This window comes from Bacillus sp. SRB_331 (assembly GCF_003264175.1).
GTDB lineage: Bacteria > Bacillota > Bacilli > Bacillales > Bacillaceae_G > Bacillus_A > Bacillus_A mycoides.
The window spans coordinates 158905-179337 of the sequence record NZ_NADV01000021.1 but is presented as its reverse complement, the minus strand read 5'-3'; the positions used below and the strand labels follow the sequence as shown (position 1 = coordinate 179337).

The 20433-nt window shown below is 34.1% G+C and carries 23 protein-coding genes; 19 read left to right on the top strand and 4 right to left on the bottom strand.

The features are described 5' to 3' along the window. Positions 1-162 precede the first annotated feature (162 nt). Together B5P42_RS14960 and B5P42_RS14955 are read left to right on the top strand one after the other, a co-directional pair. A complete protein-coding gene (locus B5P42_RS14960) occupies positions 163-798 on the top strand; it encodes an FMN-dependent NADH-azoreductase (protein ID WP_044441917.1) in 636 nt (211 codons plus the stop codon). Between the two features lie 111 nt (positions 799-909). After that, complete coding sequence (locus B5P42_RS14955; protein WP_002141628.1) at positions 910-1629, top strand: lysophospholipid acyltransferase family protein; 720 nt, start codon at positions 910-912, stop codon at positions 1627-1629. A 37-nt stretch (positions 1630-1666) separates the two neighbouring features. Here the strand turns inward: B5P42_RS14955 and trhA are convergent, their stop codons facing one another. Next, a complete protein-coding gene (gene trhA, locus B5P42_RS14950) occupies positions 1667-2323 on the bottom strand; it encodes a PAQR family membrane homeostasis protein TrhA (RefSeq protein WP_113734536.1) in 657 nt (218 codons plus the stop codon). Positions 2324-2532: 209 nt separating this feature from the next. On the opposite strand from trhA, the gene B5P42_RS14945 reads away from it, so the two are divergent. The 4 genes from B5P42_RS14945 to B5P42_RS14930 all read left to right on the top strand — a co-directional run bounded on the left by B5P42_RS14945 (position 2533) and on the right by B5P42_RS14930 (position 5085). Beyond that, positions 2533-2712: a twin-arginine translocase TatA/TatE family subunit gene (locus B5P42_RS14945; protein WP_002012719.1), complete on the top strand. Its 180-nt coding sequence runs from the start codon at positions 2533-2535 to the stop codon at positions 2710-2712. Between the two features lie 53 nt (positions 2713-2765). Next, positions 2766-3509: a twin-arginine translocase subunit TatC gene (tatC, locus tag B5P42_RS14940; protein WP_012260868.1), complete on the top strand. Its 744-nt coding sequence runs from the start codon at positions 2766-2768 to the stop codon at positions 3507-3509. A gap of 328 nt (positions 3510-3837) precedes the next feature. Continuing rightward, on the top strand, positions 3838-4089 hold the full coding sequence (locus B5P42_RS14935; RefSeq protein ID WP_002012715.1) for a DUF2535 family protein: 252 nt from the start codon (positions 3838-3840) through the stop codon (positions 4087-4089). Between the two features lie 153 nt (positions 4090-4242). Then, positions 4243-5085 (top strand): DegV family protein, encoded by an 843-nt coding sequence (locus tag B5P42_RS14930; RefSeq protein ID WP_060750483.1) that lies wholly within the window; start codon positions 4243-4245, stop codon positions 5083-5085. Between the two features lie 182 nt (positions 5086-5267). Here B5P42_RS14930 and B5P42_RS14925 read toward each other — a convergent pair whose 3' ends face one another. Continuing rightward, positions 5268-6242: an MBL fold metallo-hydrolase gene (locus B5P42_RS14925; RefSeq protein ID WP_113734535.1), complete on the bottom strand. Its 975-nt coding sequence runs from the start codon at positions 6240-6242 to the stop codon at positions 5268-5270. A 335-nt stretch (positions 6243-6577) separates the two neighbouring features. On the opposite strand from B5P42_RS14925, the gene B5P42_RS14920 reads away from it, so the two are divergent. Next, a complete protein-coding gene (locus B5P42_RS14920; protein ID WP_088032839.1) occupies positions 6578-7165 on the top strand; it encodes an SCO family protein in 588 nt (195 codons plus the stop codon). 36 nt (positions 7166-7201) lie between these two features. Here the strand turns inward: B5P42_RS14920 and B5P42_RS14915 are convergent, their stop codons facing one another. Beyond that, entirely contained in the window at positions 7202-7669 is a 468-nt protein-coding gene (locus tag B5P42_RS14915; RefSeq protein WP_002012708.1) for an Hsp20/alpha crystallin family protein, read from the bottom strand. 217 nt (positions 7670-7886) lie between these two features. Between B5P42_RS14915 and asnB the strand changes: the two genes are divergently transcribed. The 9 genes from asnB (at position 7887) to B5P42_RS14865 (ending at position 16519) form a co-directional block, all read left to right on the top strand. After that, entirely contained in the window at positions 7887-9788 is a 1902-nt protein-coding gene (gene asnB / locus B5P42_RS14910; RefSeq protein WP_002012706.1) for an asparagine synthase (glutamine-hydrolyzing), read from the top strand. Positions 9789-9879: 91 nt separating this feature from the next. Next, positions 9880-10239 carry a GNAT family N-acetyltransferase gene (locus B5P42_RS14905; protein ID WP_002012705.1) on the top strand — a complete coding sequence of 120 codons (360 nt, stop codon included), beginning with the start codon at positions 9880-9882 and terminating at the stop codon, positions 10237-10239. 45 nt (positions 10240-10284) lie between these two features. Continuing rightward, positions 10285-10620 (top strand): hypothetical protein, encoded by a 336-nt coding sequence (locus tag B5P42_RS14900; protein WP_113734534.1) that lies wholly within the window; start codon positions 10285-10287, stop codon positions 10618-10620. Between the two features lie 106 nt (positions 10621-10726). Continuing rightward, the gene (locus B5P42_RS14895) at positions 10727-11713 is read left to right on the top strand and encodes an N-acetylmuramoyl-L-alanine amidase (RefSeq protein WP_113734533.1); all 987 of its coding nucleotides are present in this window, start codon (positions 10727-10729) and stop codon (positions 11711-11713) included. Positions 11714-11947: 234 nt separating this feature from the next. Next, positions 11948-12910, top strand: a complete 963-nt coding sequence (locus B5P42_RS14890; RefSeq protein WP_113734532.1) for an ABC transporter substrate-binding protein — start codon at positions 11948-11950, stop codon at positions 12908-12910. Between the two features lie 132 nt (positions 12911-13042). After that, complete coding sequence (dat, locus tag B5P42_RS14885; protein ID WP_113734531.1) at positions 13043-13918, top strand: D-amino-acid transaminase; 876 nt, start codon at positions 13043-13045, stop codon at positions 13916-13918. Between the two features lie 98 nt (positions 13919-14016). Beyond that, complete coding sequence (locus B5P42_RS14880; protein WP_113734530.1) at positions 14017-14664, top strand: nitroreductase family protein; 648 nt, start codon at positions 14017-14019, stop codon at positions 14662-14664. A gap of 260 nt (positions 14665-14924) precedes the next feature. Continuing rightward, a complete protein-coding gene (locus tag B5P42_RS14875; RefSeq protein WP_002065200.1) occupies positions 14925-15413 on the top strand; it encodes a putative periplasmic lipoprotein in 489 nt (162 codons plus the stop codon). Positions 15414-15970: 557 nt separating this feature from the next. Next, positions 15971-16519: a cysteine hydrolase family protein gene (locus tag B5P42_RS14865; RefSeq protein WP_113734529.1), complete on the top strand. Its 549-nt coding sequence runs from the start codon at positions 15971-15973 to the stop codon at positions 16517-16519. A gap of 32 nt (positions 16520-16551) precedes the next feature. Here B5P42_RS14865 and B5P42_RS14860 read toward each other — a convergent pair whose 3' ends face one another. Next, complete coding sequence (locus tag B5P42_RS14860) at positions 16552-17001, bottom strand: NUDIX hydrolase (protein WP_113734528.1); 450 nt, start codon at positions 16999-17001, stop codon at positions 16552-16554. A gap of 366 nt (positions 17002-17367) precedes the next feature. Here B5P42_RS14860 and B5P42_RS14855 point away from each other — a divergent pair, with 366 nt between their 5' ends. From B5P42_RS14855 to B5P42_RS14845, 3 genes are all read left to right on the top strand, one after another. Beyond that, positions 17368-18261 (top strand): mechanosensitive ion channel family protein, encoded by an 894-nt coding sequence (locus B5P42_RS14855; RefSeq protein WP_113734527.1) that lies wholly within the window; start codon positions 17368-17370, stop codon positions 18259-18261. 152 nt (positions 18262-18413) lie between these two features. Then, a complete protein-coding gene (locus B5P42_RS14850; RefSeq protein WP_002031724.1) occupies positions 18414-19532 on the top strand; it encodes a GAF domain-containing sensor histidine kinase in 1119 nt (372 codons plus the stop codon). Between the two features lie 14 nt (positions 19533-19546). Then, positions 19547-20182: a response regulator gene (locus tag B5P42_RS14845; protein WP_002031722.1), complete on the top strand. Its 636-nt coding sequence runs from the start codon at positions 19547-19549 to the stop codon at positions 20180-20182. Positions 20183-20433: the final 251 nt, after the last annotated feature.

Sequence of the window (20433 nt, the reverse complement as noted above, 5' to 3'; positions counted from 1 at the left end):
AACTAATTGAAATAATATAACTTATTAACTTACGAAAAAAAGGTAGCTATTTTTATTGACAGTCATTAAAACTTTTTGTATTATACTTACATAAGGTAAGTTATTTACTATAAAATAATAAATCTCAAATTAAAGATAAATTAGAAAAAGGGAGATAATATAATGACAAAATTACTATTTATTACAGCAAATCCAAATTCAGCAGAAGGTTCTTTCGGTATGGCAGTAGGGGAAGCTTTTATCGAAGCATATAAAAACGAACATCCACAAGACGAAGTTGTAACAATTGATTTATTCAATACAACTGTACCAGCAATCGATGCAGACGTATTCGCTGCTTGGGGTAAATTTGCAGCAGGCGAAGGATTCGAAGCTTTAAGTGAAAATCAGCAACAAAAAGTTGCAGCAATGAACAATAACTTAGAAACATTTATGCATGCAGATCGTTATGTATTCGTGACTCCAATGTGGAACTTCAGCTACCCAGCAGTAGTGAAAGCATACTTAGATAACTTATCAATCGCAGGTAAAACATTTAAATATACTGAAAATGGTCCAGTTGGCTTACTAGAAGGAAAAAAAGCACTTCATATTCAAGCTACAGGCGGCGTTTACTCTGAAGGAGCATACGCATCTATGGACTTCGGTCGCAATCATTTAAATGCAGTATTAGGATTCATGGGTGTATCAGACACTGAATATATTGCAGTTGAAGGAATGAATGCAAATCCTGAAAAAGCACAAGACATTAAAGAAGCAGCAATTGCAAGTGCACGCGAATTAGCAAAACGTTTCTAATATAGAAAACTTCAAAATGTCCAAACACTTGTTGTTTGGACATTTTTTCTTCTTTTTCCTTCGTTTGTCTAGTATAATGAAGGTCGGAATGATAATAGGTGGGGGTTCTGTATGATTCAAACGTTTTTTAAAATCTTTTATTTAATTTTAATCGTAATTGCGATTACACCAAGGTTGTGGCGTATAAAAAGAAAAGCAAATGCGATGTCACCGCAAGAAAAAGATAGTGTTGTGTATAAAACAACAAACTGGTTTGGTAAGAAAATGGTGCGTGTAACTGGATCGACTGTAGAAGTAAAGGGACTTGAAAATGTTCCGAAAGACAAGCCAGTGCTAGTTGTAAGTAATCATCAAAGTAATATGGATATTCCTGTGTTACTAGGTTACTTAAATAAGCCAATTGGATTCGTTTCAAAAGCGGAAATTAAAAAGTTTCCGGTTGTGCCAACATGGATGGAACTAATGAATTGTGTGTTTATGGACCGTAGCGATCGTCGTCAATCTCTTAAGGCAATTAAAGATGGAATTGAACTGTTAAAGAGCGGGCATTCTATCGTGATTTTTCCAGAGGGAACGAGAAGTAAGGGTGGCGAAATCGGTGAGTTTAAAGCAGGGAGTTTTCACCTTGCTGTAAAATCTGGCGTATCTATATTACCAGTAACTTTAGATGGTACATATAAGATGTTTGAGGCTAATGGAAATCGTATGAAACCAGCTCATGCAACATTAACAATTTCTAAGCCAATTACACCTGAAGAATATGCAAGTATGGATGCTAAAGAGTTAACCCAGCATACAAAAGATATTATTGCATCTCAATTACATAAGTAATAAAAAAAGCTTCAGCTTAAACAAGCTGAAACTTTTTTTATGCTGCGGGTAAGACATAAAACAGTACGCAGAAAAACATCATTGTACTACCGCCTAGTACGAAGAGATGCCAAATGGCATGATTGAACGGAAGCTTTTCCCAAAGGAAGAATATAGCTCCGACAGAATACAAAATGCCGCCTATTAATAGTAGTGAGAAGCCGTGACCGGTTAAATTTTCATAAAGGGGTTTAATGGCAACGATGATGAGCCAACCCATAATGATATAACATAATGTTGATGTTTTAATAAAGCGACGAACAAAGAAAATTTTGAAAATAATGCCACCAATCGCAAGGGTCCAAATAATTGCGAGTAAAGTCCAACCGAGCGGGCCACGCAGTGTAATGAGTAGAAATGGTGTATACGTGCCGGCAATTAATAAATATATGGCGGAGTGATCTAAAATGGTAAATAACTTTTCTACTTTTGGATGATGGATACTATGTAGCAGTGTAGAAAATAAGTATAGCAAGAACATGCTTACGCCATAAACGGTAAAGCCAACAACAGCAGATGCTGTGCCATGTTTGGAAGCATGAATAATTAATATGATTAAGGCAGGGATGCTTAAAATGGCACCGATACCATGGATAATTGCATTCGCAATTTCTTCTTTTACAAATTGGGTCATTCTTTTAATTTTTTGCGTCATAATGTTAATCCCTTTCACTGTATTGAGATAAGTTATATCTTCCTTAACCATATCATATACAAAAGGAATAGAAAATGATATTTAATTGATTATATTTTTGAATTTTTTTGACAAAAGGCAACGGATACATTGACGTTTACGAAATTTTTTGACAAAATGAACTTATGGAATAGTAGGACAAGGAATCTACTTATGAAGGGGATGGGGAAATGTTTTCAAATATTGGCTTTCCAGGGTTAATTTTAATTTTAGTAGCAGTGTTAATTTTATTTGGCCCAAAAAAGTTACCGGAAATTGGGAAAGCTTTAGGGGAAACGTTAAAAGAATTTAAAAAATCAACAAAAGAATTGACTGATGAGGCATTTCAAGAGAAAGAAAAAAATAAATAAAAGAATATGCTGAAGTTTTTCTCGGAATGGATAAATAAAGTGTGGTGAACGAGATGGAAGATCGGGAAATGAGCGTAGTAGAACATATTGTTGAGCTTCGCAAACGAGTAATATATACAGTATTATCCTTTGTATTATTTTTAATTATTGGATTTACTTTTACGAAGGATATTTATTTTTGGCTTGTAAAAGATTTACCAATGAAATTAACTGTTCTCGGTCCAAGTGATGTGTTGTGGATTTTTTTCTCGATTGCTACAGTATTTGCTATCGTTTGTACAATTCCTTTTGCTGCGATACAAATTTGGTTATTTGTAAAACCAGGTTTACATCCCAATGAACAAAAAATGACATTAATGTATATACCGGTATTGTCTATATTATTTATAGCAGGCCTATCTTTCGGTTATTTTATCGTCATGCCATTTTTATTTCATTTCCTAACTACAATTGGTAATGAGATGTTTAATACGATGTTTACAACGGAAAAATATTTTCATTTCGTATTAAATTTAACAGTTCCGTTTGCTGTTATATTTGAATTACCTGTAGTTGTTATGTTTTTAACGAGTATAGGTCTTCTAACGGCAGAATTTCTTCAGAAAATAAGAAGATATGCTTATGTCGTGTTGATTATAATTGCATCATGTATATCGCCACCAGATTTTTTATCACATAGTTTAGTAGCGGTACCGCTTATTTGTATTTATGAAATCAGTATCGCTTTATCAAAGATAGTTAGTAAACGAAAACAGAAAAGAGAAGAAGAAATACAGTCGAAAAGTGCCTCGTTATAAAGGCACTTTTTAATTTATTTGTTATACTCTAGCTATAATTGTATACAATATATAGAAGGAAAAAATTATAGAATCTCCAAAATTTAGACAAACTTTTCATTTTTATAAGTTTATACTGAAGTTATCAAGCTATATATGGGTAATAAGACTCCCGTCTCAAAGGATATATAGGACAGGGTTCGAATTAGGTGGATATAAATGAAGTATTAACTTCTAAATGGGGCAGCTTAAGGATATTTTAGTATTCATAGGAAACCTACACTAAAAAACGTGTTAAAGAATAAAGTGGAGGAAGTTCAAAAATCCAACGAAAAAGAGGATTGATATTGTGATTACGAAAAGTTTTTATTTCACTCATGCAACAGGGAATTGTATTAAAATATTTGAAATCCCTGTCCTACAAACACAGCATCCATTAGCGTTTCTAATTCAGTCTCGTCTTCAATTATTTATTGCGAAAATTCAAAAACATAAAAACCCAAGATTCTCGTACTCTTTCCGTGAATATTTACAAAGTTGTTTGAAGTGGAATGATTATTCAAATGTATATAAGACAAATACTCTTGAAAAGAATGCATAATACACAGCAGGGACAGAGTTAGGTAGGCTCTGTCTTTTTCATTTTAGGTATAAAAATATAATTAATTTGGTGAAATTTATTCGAAATTGTTGAAAGCATCGGGAATACTAGTATAATAACAGGGAGAGCGTATTGGAAAGGGAAGAATATAATATGCAAAAAATTAAAATTGTAACAGATTCAACGGCAGATTTATCTCCAGAAGTGATTGAGAAGTATGATGTTCATGTTCTACCATTATCTATTTCTGTAAATGGACAAACATACTTAGATCGTGTAGATTTGCAACCGGATGAATTTATTGAAGAAATGATTAAATCAGAAGAATTACCAAAAACATCACAACCGGCTATGGGTACATTTGTAGAAATGTATGACAAGCTAGGCGAAGATGGAAGTGAAGTACTTTCCATTCATATGACAGGTGGAATGAGCGGTACTGTCGCAACAGCGAATAGCGCTGCATCAATGACAGATACGAAAGTAACAGTTGTTGATTCTCAATTCATTACACATGCTTTAGCATATCAAGTAATTGAAGCTGCAAAAATGGCAAAAGAAGAATGCTCACTAGAAGATATTTTAAAACGTATTGATGAAGTAAGAAAGAATACTCGTTTATATGTTGTCGTAGATACATTAGAAAACTTAGTAAAAGGTGGACGCATTGGTAAAGGTAAAGCACTTATTGGTTCTTTACTTAATATTAAACCAATCGCAAGTTTAGAAGGCGGCGTATATAATCCGGTAACGAAAGTACGTAGCCAAGGGCAGATTGTAAAAACATTGGCTAAAATATTCGAGGAAGATACTGCTGGAAAAGTAGTGAAAGCTGTTGCGATTCCACATGCTAAAGCAATTCCTTTAGCAGAAAGTGTAAAAGCTGCTGTTGAAAAAGTGAATGGATTCACTCAATCAGAGATTTTCTATACAACACCAGTTATCAGTACTCATACAGGACCAGGAGCAATTGGTTTTATGTATTTAGCAGAGTAATAAAAAAGCTACTTGAAATGAATTTTCAAGTAGCTTTTTTATGTGTATATGAAGTAAGAAATGAGAAGGGCAATACAGGCGCTTCCGCTAATGATATAGCGAGTCTGTAAATAATCGTTCATGGAAAACACCCTTTTCGATTTTCTATAGTATATGATAAATTATTCAAAAAAGTAGTTCTGTTATACATGAGAGATTTCTGTGATTTTTTCTAGTTCTTTATCTGGAACAGTAGGGCTATAAGTGAAAGTTTGGCCCAAAAAGAGAACATGAAGTTGTTCCCACGGTAGCATGCGTAAATTCCAGTTATTACGAAGCCGTGTTACAGCTTCCCTCGGCGTTTCATTTGCTAGCGCAAAAGTACCGTAGTGCATTGGAATAAAGTGTGTAGCGTTTATATCTAGATAGGCTTGCACAGCTTCTTCCGGTGAAACATGGGATACTTTCATAAACCATTCTGGTTCATAGGCACCAATTGGCATAAGTGCAATATCGATTGAAAAACGTTTGCCAATCTCTTTAAATCCTTGGAAATAACCACTATCACCACAAAAATAAATGGTTTCTGAAGAAGTCATATTATCAATGATCCATCCTCCCCAGTGAGAGGTGTTCATATCAAATAATGTTCTTCTCGTCCAGTGCTGGGCAGGTACGAAGTGAAAAGAGACTTCCTCAATTGTTGTACTTTCCCACCAGTTGTATTCTTCTACATTGGTGAATTTTTTACGAGTAAATAATTTTTTTAGCCCAATAGGAACAAGGTATAAGGTATCATCATTTAGTTGACGAAGAGATGAAAAGTCTAAATGATCGTAATGACCGTGTGAAATAAGAACGATATCGATTTTAGGTAGTTCTTTTATAGTGAGCCCTGGCTCAGTAAGTCGTGGAACTAACTTTAATTTATTTGCCCATACTGGATCTGTTAAAATATTTAAGCCGTTCGTTTGAATGAGAAAAGTTGAATGACCAATCCATGTGACAGTCGTTTTTTCAAAGTTATTTAGTAGAAATTTACTTTGTTTAACAGGTGATTGTTCTACTAGAAAAGAAAAGTCTTTTTTGTTTTGCTTTCTCTCTTTACGCCAACGTAAGAAGGAGCGAATTGATTTTTTTGTACTTGCATTATCCATATTTTCATAGCGCTTTGCCATGAACATCACCTCATTTAAAATCGTTGTAGTTGTATTGTACCGAAATGTTGTTAAGGAATACAGTGTTTAACATGGATTAATGTTTAAGTAATTGTAAAAAAATAGGGAGATTTATTTACAAATTTAACAATGAACTTCGTTTCGCAAATAATGGTTAGAGAAATAATAGTAGTAAAATATATTTTGTCTAGTAATTCGCTTGAAATAAAGAAGTAACATACGTAAATTCGTACGATTTCGTGAACAAATGATGTAAACAATTTTCTCATAGTGTTTACTTTTGTTATGATATACATAACTTACATAAATTAAGGATAGAGAAAAGAGGTTTAATAATGAAGCGTTATCAAAAGTTAATTGGTCTTATGGTTGTGTTATGTCTCTTTGTACTTGCAGGTTGTAGCAGTTCAGGGGCAAAACTCCGTAAACCGTTAAACTGGGATTTGGAAACTTTCCAATTTACAAATCAAGAAGGAAAGCCGTTTGGTACAAAAGATTTAAAAGGGAAAGTTTGGGTAGCTGATTTCATGTTTACAAACTGTCAAACAGTTTGTCCGCCAATGACTGCTAATATGGCGAAATTACAGAAAATGGCTAAGGAAGAGAAATTAGACGTTCAGTTTGTTTCGTTTAGTGTAGACCCTGAACTTGATAAACCAGAAAATTTGAAAGCATTCATTCAAAAGTTTACAGAGGATACAAGTAACTGGAACTTGTTAACAGGTTATTCACTGGAGGATATTACAAAGTTTTCAAAAGATAACTTCCAATCGCTTGTAGATAAACCAGAGAATGGGCAAGTAATACACGGTACATCATTTTTCTTAGTCGATCAAAATGGAAAAGTAATGAAAAAATATAGCGGCATTAGCAATACGCCATACGAAGATATTATACGTGATATGAAGCGATTAGCTTCTTAAAAAGAAGGGTGCTAAGCACCCTTCTTTTATTAGTATTCAGTCTATGGATAATATGTCATGCTGTTGTGGTAATTTCGGTGCGCGAATTTCTAATACACCGTTTTGATAAGAAGCTTTCGTTGCTTTTTTATTAATTAAATATGGTAACTTAATAATTCTTGACGCTTCTGAAATGGAACGTTCTCGGCGATAATAGTTATGAGATGTTTGTTCTTCTTCCGTCTCTTCAAGTATATCTTCTTTTACAGAGACTTTTAAGTATTCGCTTTGTATTTCAATTTGAATTTGTTCTTTTTGTATACCTGGTAGTTCGGCTGTAACGACGAGTTCGTCACCAACTTCGTATAAATCTACTGGGAATGTTAATAAACGGTTTCCTTTTTGGAAAAAATGATTTAAATCAGCAATTACGCCACGAAGAGGCGTTTGTTCGAAAAAATCATCAATTTGTTTTAAATAATTACGAACCGGTGGGCGAGAAGAATCTTTTTTTTCTTCACTCATGGTATTACCTCCTAGAAATCAATTTGCAATATCATATGACAAAAGCGGAGAAAGGTGAGTGCCTAGTTTTCATGTTTTCATAAAAAAATGTTAAAAATGTGAAATGGAGTGAGTTTTTTATAGTTTTTGGTCGCCATATTCAGTTGATTATGCTAGTATAAATAGGGTTGATATAGTAGTATTGAGACAGAATGAAAACTGAAAGAGGGTAAGAAGTATGTGTGGTTTTGTAGGATGTTTATGTGAAAACCCTAGAGAGTTTTCAGAAACAGAAAAACATCAATTTGAAAATATGAACACGATGATTTTCCACCGCGGTCCAGATGACGAAGGATATTTTCGTGATGAACATGTACAATTTGGCTTCCGCCGTTTAAGTATCATTGACTTAGAGGCAGGACATCAGCCGTTAACTTATGAAAATGATCGATATGTAATTATTTTTAATGGTGAAATTTACAATTATGTAGAACTACGTGAAATGTTACTTGAAAAAGGTGCAACTTTTGCTACACAATCTGATACAGAAGTTATCATTGCATTGTATGCACATATGAAAGAAAAATGTGTAGACTACCTTCGTGGTATGTTCGCATTTATGATTTGGGATCGTGAAGAAAAGACACTTTTCGGTGCACGTGACCACTTCGGTATTAAGCCTTTATACATCGCACAACAAGGTGATACTACATTCTTCGCATCTGAGAAGAAAAGTATTATGCATGTAATGGAAGACAAAGGGGTAAACCCAAAGTCACTACAACACTACTTTACGTACCAATATGGTCCAGAGCCAGAAACATTAACAATTGATGTTAATAAAATTGAGCCTGGTCATTACTTCGTAAAAGAAATCGGTAAAGAGATGGAAATCCATCGCTACTGGAATCCTTATTTCAACGCTTCAAGCGCAACGAAAGAGGAGCATATCCAAGCAATTCGTGATGTATTATACGATTCTGTAAAAGTACATATGCGTAGTGATGTGCCAGTAGGTTCTTTCTTATCTGGTGGTATCGATTCATCTATTATTGCTTCTATCGCAAGAGAAATGAATCCAAATCTATTAACATTCTCTATTGGTTTCGAACAACGCGGTTTCAGTGAAGTTGATGTTGCGAAAGAAACTGCTGAGAAATTAGGAGTTAAAAACCATAACGTATTCATTACAGCGCAAGAATTTATGGATGAGTTCCCAAAAATCATTTGGCATATGGATGATCCTTTAGCGGATCCAGCAGCTGTACCATTGTATTTCGTTGCGAAAGAAGCGCGTAAACATGTAACGGTTGTTCTTTCTGGTGAAGGTGCAGACGAGCTATTTGGTGGATATAACATTTATCGTGAGCCAAACTCGTTAAAAATGTTCTCTTACATTCCTAGCCCAGGAAAGAGTGTTCTAAAGGCATTAAGTGGTGCTCTTAAAGAAGGGTTTAAAGGAAAAAGCTTCTTAGAGCGTGGATGTACGCCAATCGAAGAGCGTTACTATGGAAATGCGAAAATCTTCCGTGAAGAAGAGAAAGCTGAATTAATGAAGTATTACGATGAAAGTGTTAACTATATGGATATCACGAAACCATTGTATAACGAAATTAAAGATTATGATGATGTAAGTAAAATGCAGTACATTGATATGTTCACATGGTTACGCGGCGATATTTTATTAAAAGCTGATAAAATGACGATGGCAAATTCATTAGAACTTCGTGTACCGTTCTTAGATAAAGAAGTATTTGACGTTGCATCTAAAATTCCGACAGAATTTAAAATTGCAAACGGAACAACGAAAGCTATATTACGTGAAGCTGCTCGTGGAATTGTTCCGGATCACGTGTTAGATCGTAAAAAGCTTGGATTCCCAGTACCAATTCGTCACTGGTTAAAAGATGAAATGCACGATTGGGCTGTAAATATTATTAAAGAAAGCAAAACTGAGCATTTAATCGAAAAACAGTATGTATTAAACTTACTGGAAGCACATTGTGCAGATAAAGGCGATTATAGCCGTAAAATTTGGACTGTACTTGCGTTTATGGTATGGCATCAAATTTATGTTGAGCATAAATACGATACGAATAAGTTCCACGAAGAAACAAAGCGTGCGTATAGCTTAGTTTAATAAAAAACCTTAAGGTCGCATTCGATCTTAAGGTTTTTTTCATAAATTGCATTTATTATTGATACAATAATAGTAAAAGGATGGACAACATATGATTACGTTTGAGAAAGTAAATACAGAAAATGAAAGCGCTGTAAAAGAAATGTTTCATTCACACAGCTTAGATGAGAAAAAGGTTCAGTATTGTGTAAAGGTTGATGATACATATATTGGTGTAATAGATTATAGCGTTCAAGAAGAGAGTGCTATTTTGTCACAGTTAATTATTCATTTTGATTATCAAGGTTATGGATACGGGACAAATACGTATTTTACATTTGAAGAAATGATGAAACAGAGAAATGTGAAAGAAATAAAAGTATTGCAAGAGATGTTTACGGAACAAGCTAAATCTTTCATAGAGGGATCTGGTTTTATTGAGGAAAATGGGATATATGTAAAGAAAATATAGTGAATATTGATTAGGTGATGATATGAATATAAGGTAGGTGGACGTATGACGATAACTTCTGGTCTTGTATTAGTTGGAGGTTGTTTTATAGTAGCAGAACTATGCCAGACTTTTATTCGGAAAAGAATGTATAAGAAGAGAAGACCATATGAATTACAATATATTCCCGTATTTTTAATTTTGTTTTGTATGCTATTTGTATTGCAAAACATAACGTATTTCCCACCTCTTTTGAACATCTTTTTGAAGTTTGGGTTGCTATATAGCGGCGGTGGGATATTTCTTTTATTTCTTTTATTTTGCATACGTTACATCCATTATCAATCGTATATATTCATTTTAAATTGGCTAAAGCAAAGCGATAGAACCCCCCTTACATAAGGGGGTTTTTTTATTTGTACTTGTAACGGAACTTGTACAATTAACATAAAATAGGACGAGTAGAAATGAAAGCTTATTACAATAAAGAAAGGAACGAAAAAGATATATGAAACTTGTTATAGACGCAGGGCATGGTGGATATGATTCTGGTGCTGTTGGTAATGGGTTAGTGGAAAAAGAGTTAACACTTCAAATTGCTAGACGTGTGCGAGATATTTTATCTGCAAATTATCCAATCAATATTAAAATGACACGTGATAGTGATGTGTTTATCTCTTTATCAGAACGTGCTAATATTGCTAATTCATTTGGTGCAGATTATTTTATCTCATTTCACATTAATAGTGGCGGTGGAACTGGATTTGAAAGTTATATTTACAACGCGCTATCTAATAGTAGTTCCGCATATGAAAAGCAACAAAAGATGCATGCAGCAGTCAATCCTGTATTAACAAAATACGGTCTTCGTGACCGAGGAGCCAAAAAAGCAAATTATGCGGTACTAAGAGAGACTGCAATGGATGCAATTTTAACAGAGACTGCCTTTATTGATACAACGTTTGATGCTAATTTATTGAAAAATCCACAATTTATTGAAGACTTAAGTCAAGCGTATGCAAATGGGATAGCAGCTATTTTTGGAGTTGCTTCAAATCCCAATCCTCCAAATCCCCAGCCAACACCACAAACGAAGGGGATCGCCTATATACTTGGGAAAAATGTGAATTTAAGAAGTGGTCCATCAACGTCTTCTTCAGTTATTCGTCAACTAAACTCCCCAGAGTCGTATGTCGTATATCAGGAAAGTAATGGATGGTTGGACTTAGGAAATGGACAATGGGTGTATAATGACCCTTCGTACATTAATTTTGTAAAGACGAGTAATAGTGATGGAAGTGCAATTGGTGTCGCATATATACAAGGAACGAATGTGAATTTAAGAAGTGGTCCATCAACATCTTCTTCAGTTATTCGTAAATTAAATAATCCAGAATCTTATTTAGTATATATTAATCAAAACGGTTGGTTGAACCTTGGTGGAAATCAATGGGTGTACAATGATCCATCATATATTAAATATAATCAATATTAGGAAATGAATTTATAATGTAATATGAATGCGTATTTATGTATAACGTAGATACGCATTTTAAGAACGTTTATTATTTTCATACTTATACACTTTATTTTAAAAATAAACATTTGAATAGCGGATAGAATCTAAATTGTATATATTAAAAAAGTTTTCTGATATACATTGACAATGTATGTAATATACATTAATCTTTAATTGTTAATGATAATCGATTTCATCTAGGGAGGACATATGGTACATAGTAAAAAAATATTTATGTTCTGCATTATGATACTTATGGTAATAATCGCAGGGTGTAGCAAAGAAGAGGAAAAAGAAAATGATACATCGGCTAAAGCAAAAGATTCGTATACTGTAAAGCATGCAATGGGTGAAACAACAGTAAATGGTACACCTAAAAAAATAGTTGTTTTAACAAATGAGGGTGCGGAGGCGCTTTTAGCTGTCGGAGTAACACCAGTTGGAACTACAAAACCACGTGCTGGTGATGAATGGTATCCTCATTTAGCGAAAGATTTAAAAGATACGAAAGTTGTAGGTACTGAGCGTGATATTAATTTAGAGGCAGTTATGAAGCTTAAGCCAGATTTAATTATCGGTAATAAAATGCGTCATGAAAAAATATATGAGCAATTGAACGAAATAGCGCCAACTGTGTACGCTGAAACATTGCGCGGGGATTGGAAAGAAAACTTTACACTCTATACAAAAGCTGTAAATAAAGAAAAAGAAGGGCAAAAGGCTCTTGAAGATTATAAAAAACGTATTGAAGGAATGAAAGAGAAGTTAGGAGATAAATTGAATTCTAAAGTTTCTATTATTCGCTTCGTACCAGGTGACGTTCGTATTTATCAGAAAAACTCATTCTCAGGTGCTGTTTTAAATGATATTGGATTTAAGCGACCACCACTACAAGATAAAGATGAGTTTGCGATAAAAGGAATTACAAAAGAGCAAATTCCGAATATGGATGGGGACTACATATTCTACTTCACATCTGATAAAGATGCAGATAAGAATAACGAAGGAACCACGTTAGCAAAAGAATGGACAGAAGACCCACTCTTTAAGCAGCTGCAGGCTTCTAAAGACAATAAAGTATTCCAAGTGGATGAAGTAATTTGGAATACAGCAGGCGGTATTAAAGCTGCAAACTTAATGCTAGATGATATTGAAAAATATTTTTTGAAATAAATGAATGGTTGAGTGCATTACTTTAAATAGGTGATGTACTTTTTTTGTTTAGTTAAATACAGAAAATTCCTTCTTTTAAGTGTGGATAAGTTGTACAATAAAACCAATCATGGAATAAAGGAGTGGAAAGGAATGAAAGCTACTCATAAAGATTGGATTTTATTTAACGGAAGAATTGTGAATACGAAGGAAGAACAGCCGATGGTCCCATTAGAGGAGAGGGGCTTTCAATTTGGTGATGGCATATATGAAGTATTTAGGCTATACGATGGGAAGCCTCATTTATTAGACTTACATTTGGAACGCTTTTTTAAATCTATGAGGGAAATAAATATTGTTCCGCCGTTTACAAAGGAAGAGTTAGTTGAAGAACTTCATCAAATGATTGAAAGAAATCAATTTCAAGAGGATGGGAATGTGTATCTTCAAATATCACGTGGAGCTCAAGCTCGAAATCATGTGTATGCAAAAGATTTACAGCCAACATATTTTGCGAATATTGTTTTGTTTCCAAGACCTACCGCTACTATGGAACAAGGAATAAAGGTTACTGTAGAAGAGGATATACGCTGGAAGTTCTGTCATATAAAATCTTTAAACCTTCTACCTAATATCATGATTAAAAATAAAATAAACGAGCAAGGGTATCAAGAAGCGATATTAGTACGAGATGGAGTTGTAACAGAAGGGTGTCATTCGAATTTCTTTATGGTGAAAAATGATAAATTAATTACACATCCGGCCGATAATTTCATTCTACACGGCATTACTCGTCACTACGTTATTACATTAGCGAAAGCTTTACATATTGAAGTAGAAGAGCGTGAATTCTCATTGCAAGAAGTATACGAGGCTGACGAATGTTTCTTTACAGCGACACCACTTGAAATATTCCCTGTTGTTCAAATTGGTGATGAGAAGTTTGGAAGCGGCGAAAGGGGACCAATTACGAAAAAACTACAAGCTGCATATGAAGAAAGTATTAGTTTGTTTAAAGTGACAAATTAATAATGAGGGAAAAAGCTGGTATTCCCCCAGCTTTTTTTCATGATATAATTCAACCATAGGACAAGTTTTGAAAACGTTGTAAAAAGGGGATTTAATATATGAATTATGAAGATTTTAAAGAAGTAATTCACGGTAGACGAAGTGTTAGAAAGTTTACAGAACAAGAAGTATCCACTAGTGATATAAAAGAAATTATTGATTGTGCTCGTTATGCACCGAGTGATACGAACTCACAAACGTGGGAGTTCTTGGTCATTATGAACCGAGAGAAAATTAAAGAAATTGAACAAATGACATGGGATGCATTACATAAACTTGCAGCAAAAGCAGCAGAAAATGGAGAAGAGAAAGCAGGGAAATTACTTACACGTTCTTTCGGTCCATATGCGACAGCTTTCTCTGAGGCGCCAGTATTAATCGTATGTTTGGCAACACCATATGAATCAAAGTTTCGTGAAAAGATATTTGATCCAATTGCCTTCGTTCCGGATTCAGTATGGGAAGAGGAAGGAATTAAGAGTAGCTGTTTAGCAGCACAAAACTTAATGTTGGCTGCACATGCGAGAGGACTGGGTACTTGTCCAATGACAGGACCTGTATTATTAGCTCAAGATGAACTGCGACAATATTTAAAAATTGAGCCTCAAAAACAAATTAATATGGTAATTTCACTCGGGTTTCCGAAAGATAAGCCGAAGAAACTTTCTCGAAAAGAAGTTGATGAGATTACAACATTTATTTTCTAAATGTTATGTAGAAAAGACATTGAAATGACAATGTCTTTTTATTTTGAATGGATATTTTTTTAGTGAATTGGGCTAAAATGATGAATAGAGTGGAATTACTATTTATTTCTTTAAAAAAATTAATGTTCTTAAAATGAAAGTATGGTACAGTAATCGTGAGCAAGCTAATATTTGTTCATGAAAGTGTTAAAAACTAGTTTTAAAATCAAGAAGTTATTTTTGTATAATAAATTATAATGAAATAACAGGGGGAATGAATTTTGAAGAAATTCATAATCGCTGGATTGTCTGTATTGTTATTAGTAGGCTGTGGTACTCCAAAGGAAAAAGAGGATGCACAGTCAAACCAGGAAGAACAAGTTGTAAATGCAAGTGATGAGAATATGGTCGTATTTCCTGAAGGAGCAGTGCCAATCGGAGAAGGGAAAGTAAAAGTAACTACTCCAGATGGTACTTCTGAAAATGGCAATATACCAACTGTATTCATAAAAAAGGATACTTTAATTCAGCAAGTCGAATTAGAACTTTCCAATTTTCAAAACGATAAAGAAACATTTGTATTTGTAGATCAAATATTTGCAGATAAACATCAAGTAACTAGTACAACACAGACAACAGTACAATTAAAAGAAAAGACGCTTGAGACAGGTAGTCATACGATTACCGCAGCTCAGTTTGAAAACAATGACCCAAAAGGAAAAGTCATTAGCTTGAATCAAGCGACGTTTGAAACGAAACCTGCGTCTTAATATGGAAAAAAGTACATTACTCAAAAGTAGTGTACTTTTTAGTTTGGATTGAATTATGTCATTGAGAATAATTTGTTTCACTTTCTAGTACGAATGAATAGAAAGAACTTATTCTTTACTATCATGTAAGAGGAAGGAATTGAAAGTTTGAAACGAGTTATTCGTATTTATTATAATGTTTTCGGTCATTTGGTTTACTTTACAAGAGGCGGTTGAAGTTACGCTCAATTATCACATTCATGACTTGTTAATTGGAGCTGTATGTTTTGTCATTGTGTATCGGTTTTATCAAGCCTTAACGGACAATAAGAACCCCACTTGAAAATTCGGCACATGCGAGGAAGTTAGGTGGGAGATCAACTTGCCCGTAAAAGCCCGATTGGTGAAGGGTAATACCCCCTATGATTAAAGTTTCGCTTTATGATAAACTCGGATTAAGGTAAGTATTGAGTTGGAAATGTAGGGATTTCATTTGAAATGTCGAATAGTACATACGATGTCGTAATAACAAATTTTCTATTGTTTACTGTGAAACAGAAGAAGGAGAGATTGTAGTTATGAAAAGAGCTCTTATAAATATTGATTATACATATGATTTTGTAGCTGAAAAAGGTGCTTTAACATGCGGGAAACCAGGTCAAGAAATTGAGAAGGAACTTGTAAATATAACGAAACAATTTATTGAAAAAGGTGATTACGTAGTATTTGCGATCGATAAACATGAAGACAATGATGTATATCATCCTGAAGCAAAATTGTTTCCACCTCATAATATAGCAGGTACAAATGGAAGAGACTTATTTGGTGAATTACAAGATGTATACGATAAATATAAAAATGCAGAGAATGTATACTATATGGACAAAACACGTTACAGTGCTTTTGCAGGAACAAATCTAGAAATGAAGCTACGAGAAAGAGGAATAGAAGAAGTTCATCTTGTAGGTGTATGCACAGATATTTGTGTTCTTCATACGGCAGTAGATGCTTATAATAAAGGATTTCAAATTGTGGTTTATGAACAGGCGGTTGCATCTTTTAATGCGCAAGGACATGAGTATGCACTTGGACATTTTAAATCTTGTTTACATGCAGAAGTGAAGTAAAAAGAGGCCTTTAAAAAGGCCTCTTTTTACGTTTAAATTGAGACGACATTTTGCTCAATTAGTTTTTTTATGAACGGGCTAATGTTTTCTGGTAGCCCATTTAAATCAAAAAATTGTACATGTAATGATTCAACTCCATCAGCTTTTAGCAAGCCACCTTTAATGTCTTTGCAAAGGTAAGCGATTGTTATAGGATAAAATTCATCTCCGTTCGCTAATTTCACAAAAAACTCTTTACCTGAAAATACACTTACTAACTGAAGTGTACCAATTTCAATGCCTGTTTCTTCAAGAACTTCCCGTCTTCCAGCTTCTTCGGTGGATTCACCAAGCTCCACAAATCCTCCAGGAACACCCCACATGCCATTTCGTCTTTGTTGTAGTAATATTTGTCCTTGTTCATTAAAAACAGCTACAGCAACTCCTGCTAGATTGAGTGGTCTTGATCCAACAACTTCTCTTAGTTCTTCAATATATCCCATTGTTTGTAACCTCCGTGAGAAAAAAGTATCAAATGGAATATTCGGTGTTATGTGAATATATTCCTTTTAACGACGTGAGTATTGCGGACTTGAATGAAATTCGTTTATAAAAATTTCTGCTGTAATCTCCCTTTAGATAATTAAAAAGGGTATATTTATAGTAAATTGAAAAGGATAGCTGAAGTTGAAAGATTGATTAAAGGGTTATATTGTTGAAGATGAACAATGAATACAAATACATAGTTAAGAAAGTACGATTTAAGATCAGGATGAAAGATGTTTCGAAAACAAGTGTTGAGATGATAAATACGTATTTACAATAAAGTAGCTCTGTATGAAATTTTACATTAGTAAGGAAGTGGATGGATGAGTTTATTAACGTATACTGAAGAGTTTTTTAATTATGTAAGGGAGTTTTTACTTTTAAGGTTTTTACTATTTGCTTTAGTTCTTATCATTATTTCTTTTGTTATAAATCGCATTATTGATTGGTTTTTTAAAAAATCAAGCTTTTTTGATGAAGAGGTAGAGCAGACGATTCAAAGTGTTATTCGATCTATTTTTAGGTATATCATTATCATCAGTCTTATCATATATTTAATTAGTCAATTTGTAGATATAAAAAGTATTATTGCAGGTGCAGGGATAGCGGGTGTTGTCATTGGTTTTGCTGCACAACAGATGCTTAAAGATGTCATATTAGGCTTTGCAAGATTAGCGGACAAAGAGTTTCGTGTTGGCGATTTTGTTACTTTTAACGGAACAAATTCAGGAACTATTGAGGAAATTAGTGTTCGTTTTATGCAAATTCGTGAATGGTCAGGGAAACTCCTTACCATACCACACGGAGAGATTAGAACGATACAAAATTTTAATAAAGGATGGATGCGAGTTATTGAACGCATCACGGTAAGTTATCAGGAAGATCCTACAAGAGTTAAGGAATTGTTAGAAGAAGTATGTGTTATTTGTAATGAAAAATTGGATCAAAGTCTTTATAGAGTAGATGATGAAGCGGTTGAACCATTTAAATATGTTGGAGTTACAGACTTAAATCCTAACCTTAAATATGTTGGATATGAATTTTGTATTACAGGTTTGATTAAGCCAGAAGATTATTTTGAAACTTCTAGACAAGTAAGATTTGAATTAATGTCTATGGTCCATAAAAATCAAGTGCAAATGCCAGCAGCGAATATGTTCGTTAACACTGAAAGTTTACAGAATATCCATGTGGGACAATCTTTATCAGACAGTTAATGAAAACTAGCTAATTTCTGTTTTGGTTTAGAATATAGATTTGAATGAACTGTATGGGATATCCCCTAAAAAAGAGCTGAAGGAATTCGGTTCTTTTTTTGTTTGTAGAATTTAGAAATTTCTTAATGTTATAATGATAGTTGGTGATGAGAATGAACATAGATGAAAAAGAGATGCATCGTTTAGAAGCATTAAAAGAAATTGCTGAGTTACTAAATGAAGCAACAAACTTACAGGAAATGTTAGGAAAAGTGTTACATACATTATTACAAGTTATGAATTTACAAACAGGGTGGATATTCTTTATTGATGAAAGTGGAAAGCATCGTATGCTTGTAGACCAAAACTTACCCCCAGCTCTTACGTGGCAGGAAAAGAAGCCGATGTGTGAAGGAGATTGTTGGTGCGTAGAACGTTTTGTGAATGGAAGATTGGAAAAAGCGACAAATATTATTGAATGTAAACGAATAGAGGATGCGATTGAATGTAATTGGGGCGAGACAGAAGATGTTACACATCATGCGACAATTCCGCTAAGATCTGGATCAGAGAAATTCGGTTTATTAAATGTAGCCTCGCCTCATAAAACACATTTTTCAGAGGAGGAATTAGCGTTATTAGAAGCGATTGCATTTCAAATTGGAACGACAATACAACGTATTCAATTAGTTGAGAAAGAACGAAAATATGTAGTTGTAGCTGAAAGAAATCGATTGGCACGTGACCTACATGATTCCGTTAAACAATTGTTATTTTCAATTATGCTAACAGCGAAAGGGACTCTAAATATGACGAAGGATAGAGACCTGCAAGAGATGTTAAGTTATATTGGAGAATTATCACAGGAAGCATTACAAGAGATGACACTTTTGATTTGGCAATTAAGGCCTGAAGGATTAGAGAAAGGTTTAGCAGAAGCGATTCAAAATTACGGAAAACTGTTAGGGATTCAAGTGGAAGTTCGAATTGATGGAATGGTTTTAATTGAAGATGAAATAGAAGAAGTTTTATGGCGTATAAGTCAAGAGGCATTACATAATTGTAAAAAACATGCCTCATGTGAAAAAGTATGTGTTCATTTAAGGATAGAAAATAATAAGTTGCATTTTTACATAGAAGATAACGGAATAGGATTTATACAGGATCAAGTAAGAGAGTCAGCACTTGGTTTGAAAAGTATGAAAGAACGAATTGAATTAATGAGGGGAATTTTTCGAATAAAAGCAGAACCGGAAAAGGGGACAAAGATAGAAATTCAATTACCGGTTTGAGAGGGAGAACGTCAGTGAAAATTAAATTATTACTTGTAGAAGATCATCATATCGTTCGAAGGGGACTCGTATTCTTTTTGAAGACGAGAGAAGAATTTGAAATTATTGGGGAAGCAGCAAATGGTGAAGAAGCATTAACATTCGTCCAAACAGAAAGGCCAGATGTAGTATTAATGGATTTATCAATGCCGAAAATGGATGGTATTGAAGCGACAAAACGTATAAAACAATACGATGAGACAATAAAAATTCTTATGCTCAGTAGTTTTTCAGAACAAGATTACGTTTTACCAGCATTAGAAGCTGGGGCAGATGGTTATCAATTAAAAGAAGTGCAGCCAGATCAACTCGTTGCGTCAATCGTTGCGGTATATCAAGGAAACGCAAATTTTCACCCGAAAGTAACACCAGCACTATTAGGACGATCAGCAGTCAAGAAAGAAAAAGAGAATCCTTTTTCTATGTTAACAAAAAGGGAGCAAGAAGTACTTCGTGAAATTGCGAAAGGAAGAAGCAATAAGGAGATTGCAGCAGAACTTCATATTACAGAACAAACTGTGAAAACACACGTTTCTAACGTATTGGCTAAATTGGAAGTAGATGATCGTACACAAGCTGCCTTATACGCAGTAAAGCATGGGGAAAACTAGAAATAAGTATGAATAATTGTGTCATATGCTACGGAAGAATACATATGAGAAATTAAAATGTATAGAGATGCCGAATAAAGGTTTTTCTTCTTTCAATAATTAGGTACAATAAAGTGAAACTTTAATCAGTGGGGGGCCATCCCCACTGATTATTAGTTGAACCAATCGGTTTTTTACGGGCAGTTGATCTCCCACCTAACTCCCTTGCATTCATCGAATTTTGAGGTGGGAGTCTTACTGCCCGTTAATAC

Coding starts and splice junctions, on each gene's coding strand:
- B5P42_RS14960 (WP_044441917.1), top strand. CDS start 163: ATGACAAAATTACTATTTATTACAGCAAATCCAAATTCAGCAGAAGGT.
- B5P42_RS14955 (WP_002141628.1), top strand. CDS start 910: ATGATTCAAACGTTTTTTAAAATCTTTTATTTAATTTTAATCGTAATT.
- trhA (WP_113734536.1), bottom strand. CDS start 2,323: ATGACGCAAAAAATTAAAAGAATGACCCAATTTGTAAAAGAAGAAATT.
- B5P42_RS14945 (WP_002012719.1), top strand. CDS start 2,533: ATGTTTTCAAATATTGGCTTTCCAGGGTTAATTTTAATTTTAGTAGCA.
- tatC (WP_012260868.1), top strand. CDS start 2,766: ATGGAAGATCGGGAAATGAGCGTAGTAGAACATATTGTTGAGCTTCGC.
- B5P42_RS14930 (WP_060750483.1), top strand. CDS start 4,243: ATGCAAAAAATTAAAATTGTAACAGATTCAACGGCAGATTTATCTCCA.
- B5P42_RS14925 (WP_113734535.1), bottom strand. CDS start 6,242: ATGGCAAAGCGCTATGAAAATATGGATAATGCAAGTACAAAAAAATCA.
- B5P42_RS14920 (WP_088032839.1), top strand. CDS start 6,578: ATGAAGCGTTATCAAAAGTTAATTGGTCTTATGGTTGTGTTATGTCTC.
- B5P42_RS14915 (WP_002012708.1), bottom strand. CDS start 7,669: ATGAGTGAAGAAAAAAAAGATTCTTCTCGCCCACCGGTTCGTAATTAT.
- asnB (WP_002012706.1), top strand. CDS start 7,887: ATGTGTGGTTTTGTAGGATGTTTATGTGAAAACCCTAGAGAGTTTTCA.
- B5P42_RS14905 (WP_002012705.1), top strand. CDS start 9,880: ATGATTACGTTTGAGAAAGTAAATACAGAAAATGAAAGCGCTGTAAAA.
- B5P42_RS14900 (WP_113734534.1), top strand. CDS start 10,285: ATGACGATAACTTCTGGTCTTGTATTAGTTGGAGGTTGTTTTATAGTA.
- B5P42_RS14895 (WP_113734533.1), top strand. CDS start 10,727: ATGAAACTTGTTATAGACGCAGGGCATGGTGGATATGATTCTGGTGCT.
- B5P42_RS14890 (WP_113734532.1), top strand. CDS start 11,948: ATGGTACATAGTAAAAAAATATTTATGTTCTGCATTATGATACTTATG.
- dat (WP_113734531.1), top strand. CDS start 13,043: ATGAAAGCTACTCATAAAGATTGGATTTTATTTAACGGAAGAATTGTG.
- B5P42_RS14880 (WP_113734530.1), top strand. CDS start 14,017: ATGAATTATGAAGATTTTAAAGAAGTAATTCACGGTAGACGAAGTGTT.
- B5P42_RS14865 (WP_113734529.1), top strand. CDS start 15,971: ATGAAAAGAGCTCTTATAAATATTGATTATACATATGATTTTGTAGCT.
- B5P42_RS14860 (WP_113734528.1), bottom strand. CDS start 17,001: ATGGGATATATTGAAGAACTAAGAGAAGTTGTTGGATCAAGACCACTC.
- B5P42_RS14855 (WP_113734527.1), top strand. CDS start 17,368: ATGAGTTTATTAACGTATACTGAAGAGTTTTTTAATTATGTAAGGGAG.
- B5P42_RS14850 (WP_002031724.1), top strand. CDS start 18,414: ATGAACATAGATGAAAAAGAGATGCATCGTTTAGAAGCATTAAAAGAA.